The organism is Sodalis sp. RH19 (assembly GCF_047324215.1).
In the GTDB taxonomy this organism is placed as follows: Bacteria; Pseudomonadota; Gammaproteobacteria; order Enterobacterales; family Enterobacteriaceae; genus Acerihabitans.
Genome location: NZ_CP178734.1, coordinates 3,678,338 through 3,697,604, shown reverse-complemented (window position 1 = coordinate 3,697,604; position 19,267 = coordinate 3,678,338). Strand labels below are relative to the sequence as shown.

At 59.4% G+C, this 19,267-nt stretch carries 16 protein-coding genes; 14 read left to right on the top strand and 2 right to left on the bottom strand.

Annotated features, from left to right (window positions below):
* Window positions 1–54 precede the first annotated feature (54 nt).
* Entirely contained in the window at window positions 55–1,194 is a 1,140-nt protein-coding gene (gene queG, locus ACL2XF_RS16760) for a tRNA epoxyqueuosine(34) reductase QueG (RefSeq protein ID WP_410012161.1), read from the bottom strand.
* Here queG and nnr point away from each other — a divergent pair.
* The 13 genes from nnr to rlmB all read left to right on the top strand — a co-directional run bounded on the left by nnr (window position 1,193) and on the right by rlmB (window position 17,689).
* Window positions 1,193–2,707 (top strand): bifunctional ADP-dependent NAD(P)H-hydrate dehydratase/NAD(P)H-hydrate epimerase, encoded by a 1,515-nt coding sequence (nnr, locus tag ACL2XF_RS16755; RefSeq protein ID WP_413727193.1) that lies wholly within the window; start codon window positions 1,193–1,195, stop codon window positions 2,705–2,707. The genes queG and nnr overlap by 2 nt on opposite strands.
* A 9-nt stretch (window positions 2,708–2,716) precedes the next feature.
* Entirely contained in the window at window positions 2,717–3,196 is a 480-nt protein-coding gene (gene tsaE, locus ACL2XF_RS16750; protein WP_410012159.1) for a tRNA (adenosine(37)-N6)-threonylcarbamoyltransferase complex ATPase subunit type 1 TsaE, read from the top strand.
* A complete protein-coding gene (amiB, locus tag ACL2XF_RS16745; RefSeq protein ID WP_413727192.1) occupies window positions 3,193–4,914 on the top strand; it encodes an N-acetylmuramoyl-L-alanine amidase AmiB in 1,722 nt (573 codons plus the stop codon). Before tsaE ends, amiB begins: the two co-directional genes overlap by 4 nt.
* Window positions 4,915–4,933: 19 nt before the next feature.
* On the top strand, window positions 4,934–6,859 hold the full coding sequence (mutL, locus tag ACL2XF_RS16740; RefSeq protein WP_413727191.1) for a DNA mismatch repair endonuclease MutL: 1,926 nt from the start codon (window positions 4,934–4,936) through the stop codon (window positions 6,857–6,859).
* Window positions 6,860–6,863: 4 nt separating this feature from the next.
* Entirely contained in the window at window positions 6,864–7,796 is a 933-nt protein-coding gene (miaA, locus tag ACL2XF_RS16735) for a tRNA (adenosine(37)-N6)-dimethylallyltransferase MiaA (RefSeq protein ID WP_410016631.1), read from the top strand.
* A 115-nt stretch (window positions 7,797–7,911) separates the two neighbouring features.
* On the top strand, window positions 7,912–8,223 hold the full coding sequence (gene hfq, locus ACL2XF_RS16730) for an RNA chaperone Hfq (protein WP_331121869.1): 312 nt from the start codon (window positions 7,912–7,914) through the stop codon (window positions 8,221–8,223).
* A gap of 96 nt (window positions 8,224–8,319) precedes the next feature.
* On the top strand, window positions 8,320–9,600 hold the full coding sequence (gene hflX / locus ACL2XF_RS16725; protein ID WP_410012156.1) for a ribosome rescue GTPase HflX: 1,281 nt from the start codon (window positions 8,320–8,322) through the stop codon (window positions 9,598–9,600).
* A 57-nt stretch (window positions 9,601–9,657) separates the two neighbouring features.
* On the top strand, window positions 9,658–10,923 hold the full coding sequence (gene hflK, locus ACL2XF_RS16720; protein WP_410012154.1) for an FtsH protease activity modulator HflK: 1,266 nt from the start codon (window positions 9,658–9,660) through the stop codon (window positions 10,921–10,923).
* Window positions 10,924–10,926: 3 nt separating this feature from the next.
* Window positions 10,927–11,943 (top strand): protease modulator HflC, encoded by a 1,017-nt coding sequence (hflC, locus tag ACL2XF_RS16715; RefSeq protein WP_410012153.1) that lies wholly within the window; start codon window positions 10,927–10,929, stop codon window positions 11,941–11,943.
* 409 nt (window positions 11,944–12,352) lie between these two features.
* On the top strand, window positions 12,353–12,553 hold the full coding sequence (locus ACL2XF_RS16710) for a DUF2065 family protein (protein WP_410012152.1): 201 nt from the start codon (window positions 12,353–12,355) through the stop codon (window positions 12,551–12,553).
* 100 nt (window positions 12,554–12,653) lie between these two features.
* The gene (locus ACL2XF_RS16705; protein WP_410012151.1) at window positions 12,654–13,952 is read left to right on the top strand and encodes an adenylosuccinate synthase; all 1,299 of its coding nucleotides are present in this window, start codon (window positions 12,654–12,656) and stop codon (window positions 13,950–13,952) included.
* A gap of 409 nt (window positions 13,953–14,361) precedes the next feature.
* Entirely contained in the window at window positions 14,362–16,869 is a 2,508-nt protein-coding gene (gene rnr / locus ACL2XF_RS16700; protein WP_410016547.1) for a ribonuclease R, read from the top strand.
* 82 nt (window positions 16,870–16,951) lie between these two features.
* Window positions 16,952–17,689 carry a 23S rRNA (guanosine(2251)-2'-O)-methyltransferase RlmB gene (gene rlmB / locus ACL2XF_RS16695; protein WP_410016546.1) on the top strand — a complete coding sequence of 246 codons (738 nt, stop codon included), beginning with the start codon at window positions 16,952–16,954 and terminating at the stop codon, window positions 17,687–17,689.
* A gap of 70 nt (window positions 17,690–17,759) precedes the next feature.
* Here the strand turns inward: rlmB and bsmA are convergent, their stop codons facing one another.
* Window positions 17,760–18,065 (bottom strand): biofilm peroxide resistance protein BsmA, encoded by a 306-nt coding sequence (gene bsmA, locus ACL2XF_RS16690; RefSeq protein ID WP_413727190.1) that lies wholly within the window; start codon window positions 18,063–18,065, stop codon window positions 17,760–17,762.
* Between the two features lie 72 nt (window positions 18,066–18,137).
* On the opposite strand from bsmA, the gene yjfP reads away from it, so the two are divergent.
* Window positions 18,138–18,884, top strand: coding sequence for an esterase (gene yjfP, locus ACL2XF_RS16685; RefSeq protein ID WP_413727189.1), 747 nt, complete (start codon window positions 18,138–18,140; stop codon window positions 18,882–18,884).
* The last annotated feature ends 383 nt before the right edge of the window (window positions 18,885–19,267 follow it).

The following is a 19,267-nucleotide window of genomic DNA, read 5'->3' as shown; positions in this document are numbered from 1 at the left end:
TTTATCCACAGGCGGGAATTTTTAAAACATTGCGCTATAATCAGCTGCCGCGGCTTACGCGTCGCGAACTAAACCCTTTTCAATCGCCCTTACCAGCCGCTTTTGCTGCGCGGTCTGTACGCTGACCGTCCCGGCGTCCCGCCGCAGCAGTTGCTGATCGATGGCCCAGCGTATATGCACGTCAAGCATGGCGTTTTCGCCCAGCCGTTCCCGCAGGGCGAGCACGACATTATCTTCATAAGGGGCATTGCCCAGGGCTACCGCCACGTTGCGCAGCCAGCGCAAATGGCCGATGCGCCTGATGGCCGACCCTTCGGTAACGCGCAGGAACCGCGCCTCGTCCCAGGCAAACAATGCCAGTAATTCCGGGGTATGCAGTACCGCCCGGGGGCTGAAGTCCGGCTCGTCGGTTAATTGGGAAAAACGGTTCCACGGGCAGATTAGCTGGCAATCGTCGCAACCGTAGATGCGGTTGCCAATCAGCGGACGCAGCGCCTCGGGGATCTCGCCGTCCAGTTCGATGGTAAGATAAGAAATGCAGCGGCGCGCATCCACCTGGTAGGGCGCGACAATGGCGCCGGTGGGGCAGGTGGTCATGCAGGCGACGCAGCGCCCGCATTGTTCCTCCTGGGGCTGGTCTACCGGCAGGGGCAAGTCGATGAGTAATTCCCCGAGGAAAAACCAGGAGCCGGCCTCGCGATTCAAGATTAGCGAGTGTTTACCAACCCAGCCGATGCCGGCCTTGGCGGCCAGGGGGCGCTCCATGATCGGCGCTGAGTCGACAAACGGCCGAAAGTTTACCCCTTGGCACCAATCCTGAATTTTGTTGCCCAACTGCTTAAGACGCCGACGTAAAACCTTGTGATAGTCGCGTCCCAGCGCATAGCGGCTAACATAACCCATACGGGGATTATTCAGGGTACGGGCAAAGGCGGCCCCGGCCGGCAGGTAATTCATCCTGACGCTGATGACCCGCAGGGTCCCGGGCAGCAATTCATGGGGGCGCGCGCGCAGCATGCCGTGACGGGACATCCAGGCCATTTCGCCGTGATATTGGTTGTCCAGCCAGGTTTGCAAGGCGGGCTCATGGGCGGCCAGATCGGTATCGCAGATGCCGACCTGTTGAAAACCCAGTTCCCGCCCCCATTGCTTGATAAGCCGGGCTAATTCCAAAAGATCAAAAGGGTATGACATGGCGGACCATAAAAAGAAAACAAGCTCTGCAAGTTTACCACATTCCGTCTACGGGGCGGAGTGGCTGCGGGGCTGGGAACCGGAGGCGGCGGATCTTGCCGGGGTAACGCTGTATGAATTAATGGAGCGCGCGGGGGCCGCCGCCTGGCGCGCCCTGAGCTGGCTTTATCCGTTTGCCGGCCATTACCTGATCCTGGCCGGCCACGGCAATAACGGCGGCGACGCCTACGTGGTGGCGCGCCTGGCCCGGTCGCAACGCAAGCAGGTAACGCTTATCGAGTGTAAGGGGATCCACTCGCTGCCGGAACAGGCCCGGCTGGCGCGCCAGGCGTGGCTGGATGTCGGCGGGACTGTCCTGGGGGCCGACGCCGTCTGGCCGGAGCGAACGGACGTGATTATCGACGGTTTGCTGGGCACCGGCCTGGCGGCGGCCCCGCGCGCGCCTTATAGCACCCTTATCGCGGCGGCTAACGGCCATGCCGCCCCGGTCGTCGCGCTGGATATTCCCTCCGGCCTGAATGCGCAAACCGGCGCGGTGGCGGGGGCGGTGATAAACGCGGCGCATACCCTGACTTTTATCGCCCTCAAGCCCGGTTTGCTGACCGGCAAAGCGCGCAGCGTGACCGGACGGCTACACTATGACGACCTGGGACTGGCGCCCTGGCTGGCGCGCCAGGCGCCGGTTATGGAACGGCTGACCGCTTCGCAGCTGACGCGCTGGCTCACGCCGCGCGATCCCTGTTCCCATAAAGGGGATAACGGGCGTTTGCTGATCGTCGGCGGCGATCGCGGCCTGTCCGGCGCCATTCGCATGACCGGAGAGGCGGCGCTGCGCGCCGGCGCCGGCCTGGTGCGGGTACTGACCCGTGAGGAAAATATCGCATCGTTGCTGACCGCCCGCCCGGAACTGATGGTCGAGCCCCTTAACGACGCGTCCCTGCGCCAGGGGCTCGAGTGGGCGGACGTCATTGTCATCGGCCCGGGACTGGGCCAGACGGAGTGGGGGAAAAATGCGCTGCGCGTTGTGGAAAACTGCACTAAACCTATGTTGTGGGATGCGGATGCGCTTAACCTGCTGGCATTCAACCCACAGAAACGTCACAATCGTATTATCACCCCGCATCCCGGGGAGGCCGCCCGCCTGCTGAATACTAAGGTAGGCGACATTGAAAGTGACCGCTTACTCGCGGCGAAAAATATCATTAAACGGTACGGCGGCGTGGTGGTCCTGAAAGGCGCCGGCACGCTTATTGCCGACGATGAAGGCCGCATGGCCGTCGCCGATGTCGGCAACGCCGGCATGGCCTCGGGCGGCATGGGCGATCTGCTGTCGGGCATTATCGGCGGTTTGCTGGCGCAGAAACTGCCGCTGTATGACGCGGCCTGCGCCGGCTGTGTCGTGCATGGCGCCACCGCCGACCAGCTGGCGGCGGAAAAAGGAACGCGGGGTATGCTGGCCACGGATTTGCTGCCCGCGTTATCTCAATTTGTTAATCCTGAACGTATCGCATAGAAATCAGACATGGACAAACGTGTATTACCTTTGCCGGACGAAACGGCGACCATAGCATTAGGCGCGGCGCTGGCCGCGGCCTGCCGACAATCCTGTGTGATTTATCTCTATGGCGATCTGGGCGCCGGCAAGACCACGTTTTGCCGCGGTTTTTTACGCGCCCTGGGCTACGCGGGCAATGTGAAAAGCCCGACATACACCCTGGTCGAACCTTATGAATTAACGCCGAGGACGGTCTATCATTTCGACCTGTACCGTCTGGCGGATGCTGAAGAACTGGAGTTTATGGGCGTGCGTGATTATTTCGATCAGGATGCCCTGTGCCTGGTGGAATGGCCCCAAAAAGGCCAGGGAATACTGCCTGACGCCGATATCGTCCTGTCGCTTGAGTATGTCGGCGCCGGGCGCCAGGCGCAGCTGGAGCCCCGATCCGATCGCGGCGCGCATATCCTGGCGCGGCTGGCGTCACGCCGGGAAAATCATTCATGATGCTGAAGATCAGGACGATTTTATTCATTGTGTTCGGGTGCCTGATGGGACAGGCGTTAGCGGCAAACCTCAGCGATATCAATGTGACCAACGGCGACGAGCGCTCGACGGTGACGCTGGGTTTTGCCGCGCAGCCGGTGTATGCCTTCTTTTCCCTGCACAATCCGGAACGGGTGGTGGTGGATATCCGCGATAGCGCCGTGGCCCAAGGGCTGCCGCTGAACTTTAACGGCCAGAACATCATCAGCCGCATTCGCAGCAGCCAGGCGCCCGACGCGCAGAGTATCCGGCTGGTGTTTGAACTGACGCGCAAATCGCGCGTGCAGGCCGCCGCCGCACAAGAGAACGGCCGCTATACCCTGGTCTTTACCTTGACCGGACAGCCCCGGCCGGCGCAGGCCAGGCCCGCGCAGGTTACCCCGTCGCCAAATCGCGCGCGCGTTACCCGCGCGGCGTCCGGCGAGGCGACGCCGGCGGCGCAGGACAATCCGTTTGACGGCGCGCCCGCCAACGCGGCGCCTGCCGCACGGGGACCGCGGCGCGCGGTGGCGTCCGGCGATCGGGTGGTGGTGGCCATCGATGCGGGGCACGGCGGGCAGGACCCCGGCGCCATCGGGCCAAACGGCCTGAAGGAGAAGAATGTCACCATCGCCATTGCCCGCAAACTGAAAGCGCTGCTGGATGCCGATCCGATGTTCAGGCCGGCGCTGACCCGCGACGGCGATTATTTTATCTCGGTCATGGGCCGCTCCGATGTGGCGCGTAAACAGGGCGCCAGCGTGCTGGTGTCGATACATGCCGATGCCGCGCCAAACCGCAGCGCCAACGGCGCGTCGGTCTGGGTCTTGTCCAACCGCCGCGCCAATAGCGAAATGGGCAACTGGCTGGAACAGCATGAAAAGCAATCGGAACTGCTCGGCGGCGCGGGGGATTTGCTGGCCAACAGCGCCGCCGATCCGTATCTCAGCCAGGCGGTGCTGGATTTGCAGTTCGGCCATTCACAGCGGGTAGGGTACGACGTCGCCACCCGGGTGCTGCGGCAGTTGCGCAACGTCGGCTCGCTGCATAAAGCGCGGCCGGAGCATGCAAGCCTTGGGGTATTGCGTTCACCGGATATTCCATCGCTTCTGGTGGAAACCGGTTTTATCAGCAATACCGGCGAAGAGCGGTTGTTGGGCAGCAGTGATTACCAGGATAAAATTGCCAACGCCATTTATCTCGGCCTGCGGGCGTATTTCGCGTCGCATCCGCAGCAAAACGGTCCGAAGCTGGAAAACCGGCCGCAGGGCGTCAGTTCGGCGATGGATGCCGGCGCCAGCGGCGTGCAGGCGGTGTCGCAATCCACCGCCGGCGCGGTACAGCCCGCGGGCGGCGCGGCGGCATCGGCATCGGCAACGGTGACCCGCCATACCGTGCAACGGGGCGAGACCCTGTCCGGCATCGCGGCGCAATATGGCGTCAGCATGGCCGCGCTGCGCGATCTGAATAAACTGAAACGGGATGTCGTCTGGGTAGGACAGCGGCTGAAAATTCCGGCGGGCGCCGTGCCGCAACAAACGCAGGCCGCCCGCGCGCGCCGTCATAAAGTGGCGGTGGGGGATTCGCTGACCGGCATTGCCGCAAAATATGGGGTGCGCAGCGATACCCTGAAACGCGTTAATAAGCTTAAATCCGATAATGTCATGTTAGGTCAGACGTTGATTATTCCACCCGCATAATGCCAGAGGTAATGCCGTCATGCCCATTCAGGTGCTGCCGCCACAGCTAGCCAACCAGATCGCCGCGGGCGAGGTGGTGGAACGCCCCGCGTCCGTGGTGAAGGAACTGGTGGAAAACAGCCTGGACGCCGGGGCCACCCGCATCGATATCGATATTGAAAAAGCCGGCGCCAGGCTTATCCGCATCCGCGATAACGGCTGCGGCATCGATAAAGACGAGCTGGTGCTGGCGTTGGCGCGCCACGCCACCAGTAAAATTGTTACGCTCGACGATCTCGAGGCGATCGTCAGCCTGGGTTTTCGCGGCGAAGCGCTGGCCAGCATCAGCTCTGTGTCGCGCCTGACCCTGACCTCGCGCACCGAGGCGCAGAGCGAAGCCTGGCAGGCCTATGCCGAAGGCCGCGATATGGACGTGACCCTGAAGCCGGCCGCGCATCCGGTGGGCTCGACGGTGGAAGTGCTGGACTTATTTTACAATACGCCGGCGCGGCGCAAATTTATGCGCACCGAAAAAACCGAGTTCGCCCATATCGACGAGGTGGTAAAACGCATCGCCCTGGCGCGTTTCGACGTGACCTTTACCCTTACGCATAACGGCAAGCCGGTGCGGCAATATCGCGCGGTGACCCAGGAAGCCCAGCATCTGCGCCGGCTGGGCAGTCTGTGCGGACCGGCTTTTGTGCAGCGCGCGCTGGCGGTGTCGTGGAGCCATGGCGATCTGACCATTCGCGGTTGGGTTGCCGACCCCCGCGGCGGCGGCGAGCTGCCGGAAATGCAATATTGTTACGTTAACCAGCGCATGATGCGCGATAAGCTGATTAACCATGCCATCCGCCAGGCCTATCTGGAGCAACTGACCGAAGGCCAGCAGCCGGCGTTTGTGCTGTATCTCGAGGTGGACCCGCATCAGGTGGATGTCAACGTCCATCCGGCCAAGCATGAGGTGCGTTTCCACCAGGCGCGCCTGGTGCATGACTTTATTTACCAGGCCATTATTTCGGTGCTGCAACAAAGCGCCGCGCCGGCGCTGCCCCTCAATGACGAGGCGCAATCCGCCGCGCACTGGTCGCCGGAAAATCGCCAGGCCGCGGGTAAAAATACCCTGACCGCCCCCGCCACGGCGCCGCTATTCCCCGCCGCCGAACGCCCGGGGCGCGCCGGTGGCCCGGCCCGGGGGGCCGTGTCTGCGGGGGCGTCCGGCAGGGGCGCCCTGCGCGAACCGGCGGCGGCTTATCCCGCCGGCCCCGGTTACCAGAAAAAAGAGGGCGAATTATACCGGCGGCTGATCCAGCCGGGCGCGCCGGCGCGGGAGGATCGCGCGGCAGGGGCGCGTGATGCGCGCCAAACCGCGGCGCTGCCGTCGACCGCCGCGCCGGATGATACCGGCGACGCGCAGAGTTTCGGCCGGGTATTGTCCATTTACCCGCCCTGTTATGCCCTGGTGGAATTTCGCCGGCGCCTGGCGCTTATCGCACTGCCGGTGGCGGAGCGCTGCCTCAAGCGCCGGCAACTGACGCCGGAGGGCGAAGGGCTGCGCGCGCAGCCGCTGTTGATTCCCTTGCGCATGGCGCTGCAAGAGCCCGAAGTGGCCGCCTACCATCGCCATCAGGCTTTATTGACTGAACTGGGGATTCAATTGCAGGTTCATCAGCTTCAGGCCACGCTTAATGGCGTACCTTTACCATTACGCCAACAAAATTTACAAAACTTGATTCCAGAACTGTTAGGCTATCTGTCGGGAAAGGAAGCGGTTTCCACCGACATTATCGCCGGCTGGATCGCCGGCCGGTTGAGCAGCGAGCAGCATGACTGGAGCCTTTCCCAGGCAATCCAACTGCTCGCCGAGGTAGAGCGGCTGTGTCCGCAATGGGTTAAAAATCCGCCCGGCGACCTGCTGGTGATGCTGGATCTCGAGGCCGCCGTAGAGGCCCTGAAGCATGAGTGACGTGATGAACGACGCGCACCGTCCCACGGCCCTGTTCCTGATGGGGCCGACCGCCTCGGGTAAAACCGCCTTGGCCATGGCGCTTTGCCGGCATTTGCCCGTAGAGATCATCAGCGTGGATTCGGCGCTGATCTATCGTGGCATGGATATCGGCACCGCAAAACCCGGACCGGAAGAACTGGCGCAGGCGCCGCATCGGCTCATCGACATTAAAGATCCGGCGCAAGCCTACTCGGCAGCGGATTTTAGCCGAGATGCGCTGCAGGCGATGTCAGAAATCACCGCATCCGGACGTATGCCGTTACTGGTTGGCGGTACAATGCTCTATTTCAAGGCGTTGCTCGAGGGATTATCCCCCTTGCCCCCGGCAAATCCTGAAATTAGGGAACGTATCGCCCTGGAAGCGGGTCTTAAGGGATGGGAGGCTATGCATCGTCAGTTGCAGACGATCGATCCGGTGGCGGCAACGCGTATTCATCCTAATGATCCCCAGAGACTGTCCAGAGCACTGGAAGTTTTTTTCGTTTCAGGTAAAACTCTAACGGAACTGACGAAAATATCTGGCGAAGCATTGCCTTATCGGGTTCATCAGTTTGCGATTGCGCCGCAAAACCGCGAAGAGTTGCATCAGCGTATCGAGCAACGTTTCCACCAGATGCTGGCCGCCGGTTTCGAGCAGGAGGCCAGGGCGCTTTACCTGCGCGGAGATTTGCACGCCGATCTGCCCTCCATCCGTTGTGTGGGTTATCGCCAGATGTGGTCATATCTCTCAGGTGAAATCGATTACGATGAAATGGTGTTTCGTGGGATTTGCGCAACCCGTCAGTTGGCCAAGCGCCAAATGACATGGTTGCGCGGTTGGCGGTCAGTGCACTGGCTCGATAGTGATAAGCCCCATTCAGCCTTAGATACGGTATTACAGGTTGTTAGTGCATAGGTCGGGTGATTGTGTACAATTGAAAAGTACTGAACGCGTTTTTTTTTTACATCGTTAATTTTAGAGCCACACATGGTTCTTGTTACAAACAACAAGCACATAAGGAAAAGATAGAATGGCTAAGGGGCAATCTTTGCAAGATCCGTTCTTGAACGCATTGCGTCGGGAAAGGGTTCCGGTTTCTATTTATTTGGTGAATGGTATCAAATTGCAGGGCCAGATTGAGTCATTTGACCAGTTTGTCATTTTGTTGAAAAACACGGTTAGTCAGATGGTTTATAAGCATGCCATTTCTACGGTAGTACCATCGCGTGCGGTGTCGCATCACAATAACAATCCGGCCAGTGGTGCCAGCAGCAGCAATTATCATCATGGCAGCAATCCTGCGGCGCCTGCACAGCCCCAGGAAAGTGATGACGTCGAATAAGGCGCATCCGGCTTAACCATACCGCGGTGCTTTAGCGTGTCGCTGACGCTAAGGCTCCGTTACAACTGCGGATTATCCGTTTGAGAGGTTGTACGCTTGTTTGACCGTTACGATACCGGTGAGCAGGCCATACTGGTTCACATTTTTTTCTCACAAGACAAAGACACGGAAGATCTACAGGAATTTGAGTCGCTGGTATCTTCCGCCGGGGTAGAAGCGTTGCACGTCATCACCGGGAGCCGCAAGGCACCCCACCCCAAATATTATGTCGGTGAGGGAAAGGCCGTTGAAATCGCCGAAGCGGTTAAAACCAGTGGTGCGTCTGTTGTATTATTCGACCATGCGTTGTCGCCGGCCCAGGAACGAAATCTTGAGAGCCTGTGCCAATGCCGTGTTATCGACCGAACCGGACTGATTCTGGATATCTTCGCGCAGCGCGCGCGTACCCATGAGGGTAAGCTGCAGGTTGAGTTGGCGCAATTGCGTCATCTTGCCACGCGCCTGGTGCGGGGATGGACCCACCTTGAGCGGCAAAAAGGCGGTATCGGTTTGCGCGGGCCGGGTGAAACCCAGCTTGAAACCGACCGCCGGTTATTACGCAACCGCATTACTCTGATACTCTCGCGCCTGGAGCGGGTGGAAAAAACGCGCGAGCAGGGGCGCCGCGCCCGCAACCGCGCCGATGTCCCCACGGTATCGCTGGTGGGATACACCAATGCCGGTAAATCCACCCTGTTTAACCGGCTGACCCAGGCGGGGGTGTATGTCGCAGACCAGTTATTCGCCACCCTTGACCCCACGCTCAGGCGTATAGAAGTCGACGATGTCGGCGATACGGTCCTGGCGGATACCGTCGGTTTTATCCGCCATTTGCCCCATGATCTGGTGGCGGCGTTTAAGGCCACGCTGCAGGAAACGCGCGAAGCCACTTTATTGCTGCATATCGTGGATGCGTCGGATGTGCGCAGCCAGGAAAATATCGCCGCCGTGGATGCGGTGCTGGCTGAAATAGACGCGGATGAAATACCGGAATTATTAGTCATGAATAAAATCGATATGCTGGACGATTTTGTGCCGCGTATCGATCGCAATGAGGAAAATGTGCCGGTACGGGTATGGTTGTCCTCCCAGACCGGCGAAGGAATTCCGTTGCTTTTTCAGGCGCTGACCGAGCGCCTGTCGGGCGAGATTGCTCAGCACGAGCTGCGCTTGCCTCCGCAGGCGGGACGTCTACGCAGCAGGTTCTACCAGCTTCAGGCAATTGAAAAAGAATGGATCGAAGACGACGGCAGCATGGGTTTGATAGTCCGGTTACCCATCATCGACTGGCGTCGTCTTTGCAAGCAGGAAAACGAGTTGGCGGACTATCTTGTCTGACCGTCCTTTGGGAACAAAAGCCTGAAGACTACTAATTAAGTAAAATGGAGCTAAAACATGGCGTGGAATCAGCCCGGTAATAACGGACATGACCGCGACCCGTGGGGGAGCAGCAATAATAATAGCGGCAACTCTGGCGGAAATAATAATAAAGGCGGACGTGAACAAGGACCTCCCGATTTGGACGATATCTTCCGTAAGCTCGGCAAGAAGCTGGGCGGGTTCGGCGGCAAGAAGTCACCGGATAGCACCGGCGGCGTCAGCGGTCCCGCGCGCGGCGGCCGTTATGTCGGTCTCGCTGTCCTGGCGGTGGTCATCATCTGGGCCGGCAGCGGTTTTTATACCATCAAGGAAGCGGAGCGCGGGGTTGTCACACGTTTTGGCAAATTCGATCGCCTGGTCCAGCCCGGCCTGAACTGGAAACCCACCTTTATTGATCAGGTGGTGGCCGTGAACGTCGAATCGGTACGGGAGCTGGCCGCCTCCGGCGTGATGCTGACCGCCGATGAAAACGTGGTGCGCGTGGAAATGAACGTGCAGTACCGGGTTACCGATCCCGAGCGCTATCTGTTCAGCGTCACCAATGCCGATGACAGCCTGCGCCAGGCAACCGACAGCGCCCTGCGCGGCGTGATCGGCAAATACACCATGGATCGTATCCTCACCGAGGGTCGTACCGTGGTCAGAAGCGATACGCAGCGTGTGCTGGAAGAAACCATCCGTCCTTACGACATGGGCATTACCCTGCTGGACGTCAACTTCCAGGCCGCCCGCCCGCCCGAGGAAGTCAAAGCCGCGTTTGACGATGCCATTGCCGCCCGCGAAAACGAGCAGCAGTATATTCGTGAAGCCGAAGCCTACGCCAATGAGGTGCAGCCACGCGCCAACGGCCAGGCCCAGCGCATCCTTGAGGAAGGCCGCGCCTACCGGACCCGCACCGTGCTGGAGGCACAAGGCGAGGTGCAGCGTTTCGCCAAGCTGTTGCCTGAATACAAAGCCGCGCCGGAAATTACCCGCGAGCGTCTTTACATCGACTCGATGGAGCGTTTATTGAGCCATACCCGTAAAATTCTGGTGAACGATAAAGGCGGCAACAATGTGATGGTGCTGCCGTTGGATCAACTGCTGCGCAATCCGCCGGCCCCCGACGCCAGCCGTAAGGATACCAGCGCCAGTACCCTGCTGCGCCTGCCGCCGCTGTCCGTCAACGCCGCTGGAGTGGCGGAGCCGGGCCAGAATGAAAACAGCGGTTCCGGTTCCGTCATGGACCAGCGCAGGGCCAACGCCCAGCGTGACACCACCACTCGCGTAGGGAGGGAATAACCGATGCGTAAGCCTTTAATCCTTATTGTTGTCGTGGCGCTGGTGGTGTTGTACGCCTCGTTGTTCGTGGTGCAAGAAGGCCAGCGCGGCATCGTGCTGCGCTTTGGCAAGGTATTGCGCGATAGCGAAAACAAGCCGGAAATCTTCTCGCCCGGCCTGCATTTCAAGATTCCGTTTATCGAAACGGTAAAAACCCTTGACGCGCGTATCCAGACCATGGAAAACCAGGCCGATCGTTTCGTCACCATGGAAAAGAAAGATCTGATTGTCGATTCCTATATCAAATGGCGTATCAGCGACTTCAGCCGGTATTACCTGGCGACGGGCGGGGGCGATGTGTCCCAGGCCGAGGTGCTGCTGAAACGTAAATTCAGCGACCGGTTGCGTTCCGAACTGGGCCGTCTGGACGTGAAAGGGATCGTTACCGATTCGCGTAACCGTCTGATGACCGATGTGCGCGAGGCGCTTAACAGCGGGACCGCGGGCGATGGCGAGGTGGAAACCACCGCGGCGGATAACGCTATCGCGTCGGCGGCGGCGCGTGTGGAACGGGAAACCAAGGGCGCGCAGCCGGCGGTGAACTCGAACAGCATGGCGGCGCTGGGTATCGAAGTGGTGGATGTGCGTATTAAGCAGATCAGCCTGCCGGCCGAAGTGTCGGACGCCATTTTCCAGCGGATGCGGGCGGAGCGTGAGGCGGTAGCCCGTCGCCATCGCTCGCAGGGACAGGAAGAGGCGGAAAAGCTGCGCGCCGCCGCGGACTATGAAGTGACCCGTACGCTGGCGGAGGCTGAGCGTACCGCGCTTATCACCCGCGGCGAGGCCGATGCGGAAACCGCCCGGCTGTTTGCCGACGCGTTTAGCCAGGATCCGGCGTTCTTCGCTTTTATCCGCAGCCTGCGGGCTTACGAGAACAGCTTTAGCAGCAATAACGACATCATGGTGCTGAGTCCGGATAGTGATTTCTTCCGATTTATGAAATCACCGGCCACGACCACCACGACGCCGTTGGGCCGTTGAGTTGCTAAACCCCAGGCACGGTCTCCCTTTAACACGCCTGCCTGGCGATGGGTGTTGGCGGGCCTACCCTGCCATGGGGTCTCGGTCGGGCGGGAAAGCCACGCCCGATTCGACCCCATCGGCATGGTCTCCCTTTAACACGCCTGCCTGGCGATGGGTGTTGGCGGGCCTACCCTGCCATGGGGTCTCGGTCGGGCGGGAAAACCACGCCCGATTCGACCCCATCGGCATGGTCTCCCTTTAACACGCCTGCCTGGCGATGGGTGTTGGCGCGGGCCTACCCTGCCATGGGGTCTCCCTTTAACACGCCTGCTTGGCGATGGGTGTTGGCGCGCTCCTGCCAGGGTTAACACGGTATTGTTATCAAGTACGGGCCCGTTTGCACGGGCCTTTTTTTTATGAGGTCGTCATGAATCCTACTGTATGGATGGCGTTGGGGCTGGTATTGGTGCTGGAAGGCCTCGGTCCTCTGCTGTTTCCGGGCGCCTGGCGCAAAATGATCGGCGCCATGACCACGCTGCCGGATAAATTATTACGTCGCTTCGGCGGCGGTCTAGTGGTGGCCGGCGGTGTAATCTACTACATGTTGCGAAGCAGAATGGGAGGATGATCGCACAGATAAAAAACAGTCCGGCCTGAGGTTAAAAAGTACTGAAAGCCCGGGACTGAGATGTTAGAATCCTTTTTTAAGCAATCTGGTGAATTGAGAGATGGGTAAGAACGTTGTCGTACTGGGCACCCAATGGGGTGACGAAGGTAAAGGCAAGGTCGTAGACCTGCTGACTGAACGGGCAAAATATGTGGTTCGCTACCAAGGCGGACACAATGCCGGTCATACTTTAGTTATCAACGGTGAAAAAACCGTACTTCATTTGATCCCCTCTGGTATTTTGCGTGAAAACGTAACCAGCATCATTGCCAACGGCGTCGTATTATCGCCGGAAGCCTTAATGAAAGAGATGGGCGAACTTGAAGCGCGCGGCGTACCGGTACGTGAACGTTTGCTGATCTCCGAAGCCTGCCCGCTGATCCTTTCCTACCATGTTGCTCTTGATATGGCGCGTGAGAAAGCCCGTGGCGACAAAGCCATCGGCACCACGGGACGCGGCATCGGCCCCGCCTACGAAGATAAAGTTGCGCGCCGCGGCCTGCGCGTCGGCGATCTGTTCAACAAAACCACCTTCGCCGCCAAGCTTAAGGAAATTGTTGAATACCATAACTTCCAACTAGTGAATTATTATAAAGTGGAAGCGGTGGACTACCAGACCATCCTTGACGACGTTCTCGCGGTTGCCGATATCCTCACCGGCCTGGTGGTTGATGTGTCCGAGCTGCTGGACACCGCCCGTAAAAACGGCGAGCTGATCATGTTTGAAGGCGCCCAGGGCACCTTGCTGGATATCGATCACGGTACCTATCCGTATGTCACCTCATCCAATACCACCGCGGGCGGCGTTGCCACCGGCTCGGGTATCGGCCCGCGTTATGTAGACTACGTGCTGGGCATTGTTAAAGCCTATTCCACGCGTGTCGGCGCAGGCCCCTTTCCCACCGAGCTGTTCGATGACGTCGGCGAATACCTTTGCACCAAAGGCAACGAATTCGGCGCGACCACCGGCCGCCGCCGCCGTACCGGCTGGCTGGACGCGGTTGCGGTGCGCCGCGCGGTGCTGATTAACTCCCTTTCCGGTTTCTGCATGACCAAGCTTGATGTGCTTGACGGCCTGAAGGAAGTGAAAATCTGCATTGCCTACCGCATGCCGGATGGCCGCGAACTTAAGACCACCCCGCTGGCGGCCGAAGGATGGGAAGGTATCGAACCTATCTATGAAAGCCTGCCGGGATGGAGCGAATCCACCTTTGGCGTAAAAGAGTTTGATAAGCTGCCGGAAGCGGCCAGGCGTTATATTCGCCGTGTCGAGGAAGTCACCGGCGTACCGGTTGATATTATCTCTACCGGTCCGGATCGCACGGAAACCATGATTTTACGTGATCCTTTTGACGCGTGATCGCGGTTAAATCGTAAAAGCCAAAAAATGTAACAAACCGGGCATTGCCCGGTTTTATATTTATTATTAATAAGTTAGCCCGTCGGTAGCCCCTGTCTCCTCCCCAGCAGTTGACAAGTCTTATAGCCTGATTGGTTCCTAAAGGTTACTCTTATTACCATCGTTTTCTTGTTATCTGTCCTCTTGTCGCCATGCCCGCTGTTAGGGATAGCAGAAGTGCGGTTAGCAGGACGTAAACCCCGATCAATAATATTGATCTGTTGTAGTGCGGATATAGCGTGGATGTTGTGCGGAACGTGGTCGAATCGTCCCAGCCAGCTGTTTAAAACAGGAAATCCGCCGCTCTACACATTATTGCTTGTTGAATGATATCGGCACAGCAACCTGTTTTGGACAATGGAGGTAGCGCATGTCACAAGATCCCTTTCTCGAACGAGAGGCAGAAAAATACGAATTTCCCATCCCCAGCCGGGAGTTTATCCTGGCGCACCTGGCCAAACGGGAAACGCCCGTCAGTCGCGAAGAGTTGGCGCAGGATTTGGGCATTACCGGCGAAGACCAGGTTGAAGGCCTGCGCCGCCGCCTGCGCGCCATGGAGCGCGACGGCCAGCTGATTTTTACCCGCCGGCAGTGCTATGCGCTGCCTGAACGCCTGGATTTGCTGCGTGGCACGGTTATCGGCCATCGCGATGGTTTTGGTTTTTTACGAGTGGAAGGCAGCAAAGACGATTTTTACCTGTCCGCGGAACAGATGAAAATGGCCATTCACGGCGACGTGGTAATGGCGCAGCCCCTGGTGTCCGATCGTAAAGGCCGGCGCGAAGCGCGCATTGTGCGCGTGCTGGTGCCCAAGACCAGCCAGATTGTCGGCCGCTATTTTACCGACGCCGGCAGCGCCTTTGTGGTGCCCGACGACAGCCGGTTGAGTTTTGATATCCTGATCCCGCCGGAAAGCACCGGCGGCGCGCGCATGGGTTTTGTGGTGGTGGTCGAACTGACCCAGCGCCCCACGCGGCGCACCAAGGCGGTCGGCAAGGTGGTGGAGGTGCTGGGCGACAATATGGGTACCAGCATGGCGGTGGATATCGCCTTGCGTACCCATGATATTCCCTATGTCTGGCCGCCGGAAGTGGAAAGCCAGGTCGCGGAGCTGAAGGAAGAGGTGCCCGAGGCGGCAAAACGCGGGCGGGTGGATCTCCGGAGCCTGCCGCTGATGACCATCGACGGCGAGGATGCCCGCGATTTCGATGACGCCGTGTTCGCCGAAAAGAAACGCGGCGGCGGATGGCGTCTGTGGGTGGCCATCGCCGACGTCAGTTATTACGTCCGTCCCAATACGCCGCTGGACAATGAGGCGCGCGGTCGCGGCACGTCGGTGTATTTTCCGTCGCAGGTCATCCCGATGCTGCCGGAAAAACTCTCCAACGGCCTGTGTTCCCTGAATCCGCAGGTGGACCGTTTATGCATGGTCTGCGAAATGACCATCTCCGCGCAGGGACGGCTCTCCTCCTATAAATTTTACGAGGCGGTGATGAATTCCCATGCGCGGCTGACCTATACCAAGGTATGGCAGATCCTGCAGGGCGATCGGGAACTGCGCGAGCACTACCATCCGCTGGTCAAGCCGATCCAAACGCTGCATGAAATGTACCAGACGCTGGAACAGGCCAGGGTACAGCGCGGCGGCATCTCGTTTGAAACCGACGAAGCCAAGTTTATCTTTAACGCCGAGCGCCGCATCGATCGCATCGAACCGGTGAAGCGCAACGACGCGCACAAACTGATTGAAGAATGCATGATCCTGGCCAATATCGCCGCCGCGCGTTTTGTCGAGAAAAACGACGAGCCGGCGCTGTACCGGGTGCATGACCGTCCCAGCAACGATCATATCACCGCGCTGCGCACCGTATTGGCCGAACTGGGCCTGACGCTGGGCGGCGGGATTAAACCGGAGCCGAAAGACTACGCCGAGATGATGAATATCGTCTCCACGCGTCCGGATCACGAGATGCTGCAAACCATGCTGCTGCGCTCGATGAAACAGGCGATTTACGACCCGGAAAACCGTGGTCACTTCGGTCTGGCGCTGCAGGCTTACGCGCACTTTACCTCGCCCATCCGCCGTTATCCGGATCTGTCTTTGCACCGCAGTATTAAATATCTGCTGGCGAAGCAGGAAGGCGAGGCCAAAGGCCGGTCCACCCCTACCGGCGGCTGGCATGCCGAAATGGCGGAAATGCTGCAGTTGGGCCAGCAAAGCTCCATGAACGAGCGGCGGGCCGACGAAGCGACCCGCGATGTGGCCGATTGGCTGAAATGTGACTTTATGCAGGATCACGTCGGCCAGACCTTCAGCGGCATTATCGCAAGCGTCACCGGCTTTGGCTTTTTTGTGCGTCTGAATGATTTGTTTATCGACGGCCTGGTGCACGTTTCAACCCTGGATAACGATTATTACCGCTATGACAATATCGGCCAGCGCTTGATTGGCGAGTCGGGCGGACGGGTCTATCGCCTCGGCGACGTGGTGGAAATCAAGGTTGAGGCGGTCCATATGGATGAGCGTAAAATCGATTTCTCCCTGATCTCCAGCAAGCGGCAGCCCAGAGGCGCGGGTAAAACCGAACGTGTGCGCACGCAGCAGGCCGCACGCGGCGCCACTGGCGGCACCGGTAGCGACGGTAAGCCGCCGCGCCGCCGCCGCTCCGGCCCAAAGGCGGGTAACTTCGAACCGGACAGCGCCTTTCGGCCGAACGATGGCAAAGGGAGCAAACCTAAAAGCGCGCCGTCCAGGGCGGCCAGCGCAGGCGCGTCGGACGCCGCCACCGGTGATAACCCGCCTAAAAAGCCGTCGGCCAGCAAACCACGGCGCAGCAGGAAAAAAAGCGGCGCGGAAAGCAAGCCGGACCAGCAATAAGTCCGGGCGCCAGCGTGCCGGCGACCGCCGGCAGACCTTAATCCATGGGCCGTTACGGCCCATTCGGTGATAAAAGAGCAACATGAGCGAAATCATTTACGGTATTCATGCCGTTAAAGCTTTACTGGAACGCGATCCGCAGCGTTTTCTCGATGTGTATATCATGAAGGGCCGCGACGATCGCCGCCTGCATGAGCTGGTGGTGGCGCTGGAAGCCAACGGTATCGTCATCCAGGTGGCCAATCGCCAATGGCTGGATGAGGCCGCGGAAGGGGCGGTGCACCAGGGTATAGTGGCAAGGGTGCAGGAAGGGCGCCAGCTGCAGGAAAATGATCTGGAGGGGCTGCTGGCACAGCATGCCGCGCCTTTCCTGCTGGTGCTGGACGGGATTACCGACCCGCATAACCTCGGCGCCTGCCTGCGCAGCGCCGATGCCGCCGGCGTACATGCGGTTATCGTGCCGCGCGATCGTTCGGCGCAGCTCAACGCCACCGCCAAGAAAGTGGCCAGCGGCGCGGCGGAAACCGTACCGCTGATTCGCGTCACCAACCTGGCGCGCACCCTGCGCATGTTGAAGGAACACAACGTCTGGATCGTCGGCACCGCGGGCGAGGCGGATCATCATCTGTATCAAAGCAAGCTGACCGGCCCGCTGGCGCTGGTCATGGGCGCGGAAGGCGAGGGCATGCGCCGCCTGACCCGCGAGCACTGCGATGAGCTGATCGGTATCCCGATGGCGGGCTCGGTCTCGTCGCTTAATGTTTCCGTGGCGGCGGGCGTTTGCCTGTTTGAGGCCGTGCGCCAGCGCCAGCTTCCCTGAATGGGCCTGCCGCCGCCGGCGCCGGACAACGTGGCTGGCGGCGAGCGTCCGGCGCCATGACCCTTCCCGCTTAACGATATAAAATGGCCTCGCCGCGCCAGATGCCGGCGATAACGTCTTCCGACAGCATAATGATCTGATAATAGCGGGCCTGGCGGGCATTGGCCTGCGCGCGCAGCGCAGCTTCGGCATCCATCGGGCTGCCGCGTTCCTCGACGGCGATCCGGCCTATTTTGGTCAAGGTGCCGGCCTGATTGCGGCTGATTTCCTGCGCCTGGGCGGTGGGCGCAGGCGGCGGGACTGGCTTGCCTTCAAGCACGCTGCAGCCCGCCGTCAGCATGCTCAGGAGCAGGATTATAGGGTAAAGTGGTTTCATCAATGTCGGCCATAAAAAAACAACGCAGTGAGATAGAGATAGTATAAAAGAATAATGTGAAGGGGGGGCAATATGGTTGAAATGCATCAGGAGTCCGTCGGCGGTATCGACGTCATCCATGCGGTGCCGGCGGGGGGATACCCGCTGCCGCTGCCGACAATTTTCTTTTACCACGGCTATACCTCGTCAAAAGAGGTATACAGCTATTTTGGTTATGCCCTGGCAAAGGCCGGATTTCGCGTTATCCTCCCGGATGCCGCCATGCACGGCGCGCGGTTTGACGGCGACGAGCAGCGGCGCCTGGCCCATTTTTGGGCAATTCTACGCGCTAATATCGACGAGATGCCCGCCATGAAAACACATTACCAGCAGCGGGGGCTTATCGATGACGGGCGCATCGGCGTATGCGGCGCGTCCATGGGCGGCATGACCGCGCTGGGCGCTATGGCGCGCTATGACTGGCTGCGCGTGGCGGCGGACTTTATGGGCTCGGGAGATTATCTGCGGCTGGCGAAAACCCTGTTCCCGCCCGTGGCGCTAACGTCAAGCGCCGGGCAAAAAGAGTTTGAGCGCCAGATGGCCCCCCTGGCCGGCTACGAAGTCTTCCACCAGCTCGAGAAGCTGGCAAACCGGCCGCTGTTGATTTGGCATGGCGAAGCCGACCCACTGGTCCCGGCCACGGAAAGCCGCCGCCTGTACCAGGCGCTGGAGGCGCGTGGGCCTCATCAGGCGACATACCTCACCGAACCCGGCATCGGCCATAAAATTACGGTAACCGCGCTGTCCGCCGCCGTGACGTTTTTCGGGCGGCACCTTTAACCCGGCATCCGGCGTCGACGGCCAATAAAAAAGCCCCACAGGGGGGCTAAAATAAACTTACTTTATAATTATTGATGATTCCCTGGTGTTGGGGATTCTATCGCCGCCTTATCCCGGCGGCGCCGGCGACTGTTCACCGTCGCCAGTGATTTATTATTAAACAGTATATGCCAGCGCGCAGGGGAGGGAAATAACACTTTATTGATTGAATAAATCAGTTTTTTTGAACAAAAAACATACATATTGAATAGTTTTTTTGCTAATTAATGCTTTTCTATATAACTGTGCCCGTTCACCGCCGCTTTCCCTGCGCATCGGTCCTTGTATTTGCCGCCGCATAAATGTAAGATTGCGCGTCATTTTTCAGCCGCACAATTATCACG